Genomic DNA, 787 nt, shown 5'->3' on the forward strand with positions numbered 1-787 from the left:
CACTAACGTATTAGGTTAATGCCCTTCCTCCCAACTTAAAGTGCTTTACAATCCGAAGACCTTCTTCACACACGCGGCATGGCTGGATCAGGCTTTCGCCCATTGTCCAATATTCCCCACTGCTGCCTCCCGTAGGAGTCTGGACCGTGTCTCAGTTCCAGTGTGACTGATCATCCTCTCAGACCAGTTACGGATCGTAGCCTTGGTGAGCCATTACCTCACCAACTAGCTAATCCGACCTAGGCTCATCTGATAGCGCAAGGCCCGAAGGTCCCCTGCTTTCTCCCGTAGGACGTATGCGGTATTAGCGTCCGTTTCCGAACGTTATCCCCCACTACCAGGCAGATTCCTAGGTATTACTCACCCGTCCGCCGCTCTCAAGAGGTGCAAGCACCTCTCTACCGCTCGACTTGCATGTGTTAGGCCTGCCGCCAGCGTTCAATCTGAGCCATGATCAAACTCTTCAGTTCAAACATCTTTGGGTTTTTAAGAAACCCTAAACTTGGCTCAGCAATCGTTGGTTACATCTTTGATTTCTCGCGGAGTAACTTGTGATGCTGATAATCTTGTTGACTATCAGTCTGACTCCACAAGCACCCACACGAATTGCTTGATTCAGTTGTTAAAGAGCGGTTGGTTAAGCTTTCGCTCAACCGAGGCGCGCATTCTACAGCAGCCTCTGTTGCTGTCAAGCGGTTATTTTAGGATGTTTTCAAAGTTTCCTTTGTAACATCAACCACTTGCGCTTTCGATCTCTCGTTAGCGGGAGGCGAATTCTACAGCGTTA

At 49.4% G+C, this 787-nt stretch carries 1 rRNA gene; it reads right to left on the reverse strand.

From position 1 onward, the window contains the following. Window positions 1-470 (reverse strand): 16S ribosomal RNA (locus ACP7BO_RS23790); the annotation flags it as partial. Between the last annotated feature and the right edge of the window lie 317 nt (window positions 471-787).

This window comes from Pseudomonas sp. TWR2-1-1 (assembly GCF_049897045.1).
In the GTDB taxonomy this organism is placed as follows: Bacteria; Pseudomonadota; Gammaproteobacteria; order Pseudomonadales; family Pseudomonadaceae; genus Aquipseudomonas; species Aquipseudomonas versuta.